At 70.2% G+C, this 3,534-nt stretch carries 5 protein-coding genes; 1 reads left to right on the top strand and 4 read right to left on the bottom strand.

Annotation, left to right across the window (positions count from 1 at the left end; translation table 11 throughout):
* Nucleotides 1–676, top strand: a 676-nt coding sequence (locus FL311_RS41960) for a pseudouridine synthase (RefSeq protein ID WP_141333215.1), incomplete at its 5' end; no start/stop codon positions are given.
* A 12-nt stretch (nt 677–688) separates the two neighbouring features.
* On the opposite strand, the gene FL311_RS41955 is transcribed toward FL311_RS41960, so the two are convergent.
* From FL311_RS41955 to FL311_RS41940, 4 genes are all read right to left on the bottom strand, one after another.
* Nucleotides 689–1,267 carry an alpha/beta hydrolase gene (locus tag FL311_RS41955; RefSeq protein ID WP_141333214.1) on the bottom strand — a complete coding sequence of 193 codons (579 nt, stop codon included), beginning with the start codon at nt 1,265–1,267 and terminating at the stop codon, nt 689–691.
* 16 nt (nt 1,268–1,283) lie between these two features.
* Nucleotides 1,284–2,108: an aminotransferase class IV gene (locus FL311_RS41950; RefSeq protein ID WP_141333213.1), complete on the bottom strand. Its 825-nt coding sequence runs from the start codon at nt 2,106–2,108 to the stop codon at nt 1,284–1,286.
* 12 nt (nt 2,109–2,120) lie between these two features.
* On the bottom strand, nt 2,121–2,690 hold the full coding sequence (locus tag FL311_RS41945) for an aminodeoxychorismate/anthranilate synthase component II (RefSeq protein ID WP_141333212.1): 570 nt from the start codon (nt 2,688–2,690) through the stop codon (nt 2,121–2,123).
* A partial coding sequence (locus FL311_RS41940) for an anthranilate synthase component I family protein (RefSeq protein WP_141333211.1) occupies nt 2,687–3,534 on the bottom strand: 848 nt, incomplete at its 5' end. The genes FL311_RS41940 and FL311_RS41945, both read right to left, overlap by 4 nt.

The raw sequence follows: 3,534 nt of genomic DNA, 5'->3' as shown, positions 1-3,534 counted from the left end.
GGTGGTGACGGAGCCCTTCGCGCCGGTGGGGCCGGAGCAGATGGTGCGAGTCGATGGGCAGGGACACACGCTGACGTCCGTGACGCGGGTGTTGATGTTCCACAAGCCCGCGGGGCCGGTGGTGCATGGCACGGACCCGGAGGGCGTGGGCACGGTGTTCGAGCGCCTGCGCGCGGTGCTGCCCGAGTCCCTGCGGGGCTACGAGTGGCTCGCCGTGGGCCGCCTGGACCGGGACACCACGGGGCTGTTGCTCTTCACCAATGACGAGCGCTTCGTGCGCCATGGCACGGCGCCGGAGACCCATCTGCCCAAGCGCTACGTGGCGCGGGTGGAGGGCCAGCCTGGCGAGTCCGCGCTCCAGCGACTGCGGGACGGCGTGGAGCTGGAGGACGGGCTCACGCGTCCGGCCCGGGCCGAGTCACGGGCTCCGGAGGTGGTGGAGCTGACGCTGACGGAGGGACGGCACCACCAGGTGAAGCGGATGCTGGCGGCGGTGGGGCACCCGGTGCTCACGCTCCATCGCGAGGCGGTGGGCGACGTGGTGCTGGATGTGCCCGAGGGCGGATGGCGGGAGCTGCGTGAGTCGGAGGTCTCCGAGGCGCTGGGGTTCGGCGCTCAGGGAGAATCCGACGAGGCGCCGTCAGATGAAGGGGGAGGCTCAGCGCCCATGGCGTGAGCTTTCCATGTCCTATCGAGGGCGTGCGCCGAAATGTGATTGCACCGCTTCGAGCACGGCGGGCTCGCGCGGGTTGTTGAAGTGGCGTCCCCCGGGGACGACGATGACCTCGGCGCCCAGGTGGTGCTCCCAGAGTCCTTGATTGCGACGCCAGTCGGAGGTGAACGGGTCGCTGTCGGAGAGCACGACGACGGCGCGGCCCAGCGCGGCGCGCACGCGGGCGAAGTCGATGGGCGTGTCGAGCCAGGGGCGCAGCGAGTCCCACGGCTTGTCCACCTCGAACCAGCCGGAGACGAACACGGCGCCCTCCACGCGGTGGCCCTCGGGCATTGCGGCGAGGTAGCGGAGGAGGGTCTGACAACCCACGCTGTGGCCCAGGAACACGGTGGACGGCGGAGGCACAGGGCCGAGCGTGCGCGTGAGCGTGGACACCCAGCCGTCGATGGTCGGCGTGGCGGGCTCGGGCATGTCCAGCGTGAGGATGTCGTCGAAGGGCGCGGGAGTCTCGCGCAGCTTCTCCTCGAGCCAGGGGTAGAAGTCGGTGTTCGGACGTCCGGCCCAGCGGTGCACGACGACGAGGGTGCGGCTCATGGGGCCGCAGTCTGCCTCAGTCCTCGCGTGATGCCATCGTCAGGATGTGCTCCCGGAGCCTCGCCGCGAGTGACAGGCTCTCGGGCAACGTGTGGCCGAGGAGGCGCGGGACTCCGGTGGCCAGCACCGCGGCGTTGGTGAAGACGCCTGCACGCGCCTCGGCGAGCCGCGCGAGGGGAAGCGCCTGCTCCACGATGGGGACTCCATCGATGGAGCTCGAATCGAGGAGCACCGCGCGGATGACGCCGGGGAGGCACGGCGCGTCGAGTGGCGGTGTGACGAGCGCCCCACCCAGGAGGACGAAGAGGTTCGCGGTGGGTAGCTCGCACGCGTGAGCCAGCTCGTTGGCCAGCACGGGGAGCTGTTGCATCCGCGAGAACTGCCGGAAGTACGACAAGCCCTTGTGGTTCGGAGACGTCTCCCCGTGACGATAGGCGCCGTGCTCCACCGCGAGAATGGCGCGTCCCTCGTGCTGGAGTCGCTCGGCGTCGGGAGCGTGGGGCCGGAGGGTGAGCAGGAGCTGCCCATCGCTCGCGGACAGCTTACCGATGCCATGGAAGCGGGGACCGAGCAGCGGGTCCGCGGCGAGGCAGCGTCGCAGGGTGTCACGAACGGAGGCGGGCTCGAGCAGCTCGGGCGAGGGCGCGCGGACGGTGTCCGTGTGCGCCGCGAGGCTCTCGGCGAGTCGGCGCAGATGACGGGACAGGAAGAGGGGAGCGCCATCCTCGATGCGGAAGGTGGTGAAGAAGCCCGCGCCGAAGAAGAAGCCCTGCGCGAAGTCGTGCAGGCGCAGGTCCTCCCAGCGCATCACCTCGCCGTTCACCGCCACGGTGGAGAACATGGTGTGGCTCCGTCAGCGCCGAGCCGCCAGGAAGTTGGCGAGCAGTCGAGGCCCGTGGGTGGTGAGGAAGGACTCGGGATGGAACTGGACGCCCTCCAGCGCGGGCAGCGCCTTGTGCCGCATGCCCATGATGAGCCCCTCGTGCCAGGCCGTCACCTCGAGACACTCGGGCAGGCCCACCCGCGCCACCACGAGCGAATGATAGCGCGCGGCGACGAAGGGCCGTGGGAGTCCCTGGAACACCCCCTGGTTCTCGTGCTGGACCTCGGCCGTCTTCCCATGCACGGGGACGGGAGCGCGGACCACCCTCGCGCCGAAGACCTGTCCCAGACACTGGTGGCCCAGACACACGCCGAGCAAGGGGACACGTCCGCCGAAGGCGCGGATGACCTCGAGTGAGACGCCCGCGTCCTCGGGAGTCCCTGGGCCGGGGGAGATGACGATGCGCTCGGGCTGGAGGGCCTCGATGTCGCGCACGGTGACGGCGTCGTTGCGCACCACCTTCAGCTTCGCGCCCTGCGCGCCGAGCGCCTGGACGAGGTTGAAGGTGAACGAGTCGAAGTTGTCGATGAGGAGGATCATCGCGCGGCTCCGCTCGCGCGCAGGGCGAGGAGCTGGGAGCGCGCCTTGTTCAGCGTCTCCTTGAACTCCTGGCGAGGCTGCGAGTCGTGGACGATGCCCCCGCCGACCTGCGCGTAGGCGCGGCCGTTCTTCACGAGCAGGGTGCGGATGACGATGTTCAGGTCCAGGTCGCCGTTGAAGGACACGTAGCCGAGCGAGCCCGTGTAGAGACCGCGAGCGTGCGGCTCCAGCTCGGTGATGAGCTGCATGGTGCGAATCTTGGGGACGCCGGTGATGGTCCCGCCGGGGAAGAGCGCGCCCACCACGTCGAGCGGCTCGGTGTCGGGCGTGAGCTGCCCGGTCACCTCGGATTCGATGTGGAGGACGTGGGCGTACTCGACGATCTCCATCAGCTTCGTCACCTCGACGGTGCCGTAGGCGCAGACGCGGCCGAGGTCATTGCGCTCCAGGTCCACGAGCATGGCGTGCTCGGCGCGCTCCTTCTCGCTGGTGCGCAGCTCCTGGACGAAGCGGGCTTCTTCCTCGGGCGTGCCCCGGCGGCGGGTGCCGGCGATGGGGCGGGTGATGGCGCGTCCGTGCTCGACGCGGACCAGTCGCTCGGGGGAGGCGCTGACGACGTGGAAACCGTCGCCTTCGAGGTAGCTGGCGAAGTGGACGGGGTTGGTGGCGGACAGGGTCTCGTAGAGCGCGAGGGGCTCGCCCGGGAAGTCGACCTCGAGGCGCTGCGAGAGGTTGACCTGGTACGTGTCTCCGGCGCGGATGTACTCGCGCACACGCTCCACCGCGTCCAGGTAGCCCTGCTGCGTGAAGTTGGAGCGCGGCTCCGCGAGGGGCGCCTCGGGGG

This window comes from Myxococcus sp. AB025B, assembly GCF_006518215.1.
GTDB lineage: Bacteria > Myxococcota > Myxococcia > Myxococcales > Myxococcaceae > Myxococcus > Myxococcus fulvus.
Note: the sequence above shows the minus strand (reverse complement) of the source record. Positions and strands in the feature narration are given on the sequence as shown.

Coding starts and splice junctions, on each gene's coding strand:
- FL311_RS41945 (WP_141333212.1), bottom strand. CDS start 2,690: ATGATCCTCCTCATCGACAACTTCGACTCGTTCACCTTCAACCTCGTC.
- FL311_RS41955 (WP_141333214.1), bottom strand. CDS start 1,267: ATGAGCCGCACCCTCGTCGTCGTGCACCGCTGGGCCGGACGTCCGAAC.
- FL311_RS41950 (WP_141333213.1), bottom strand. CDS start 2,108: ATGTTCTCCACCGTGGCGGTGAACGGCGAGGTGATGCGCTGGGAGGAC.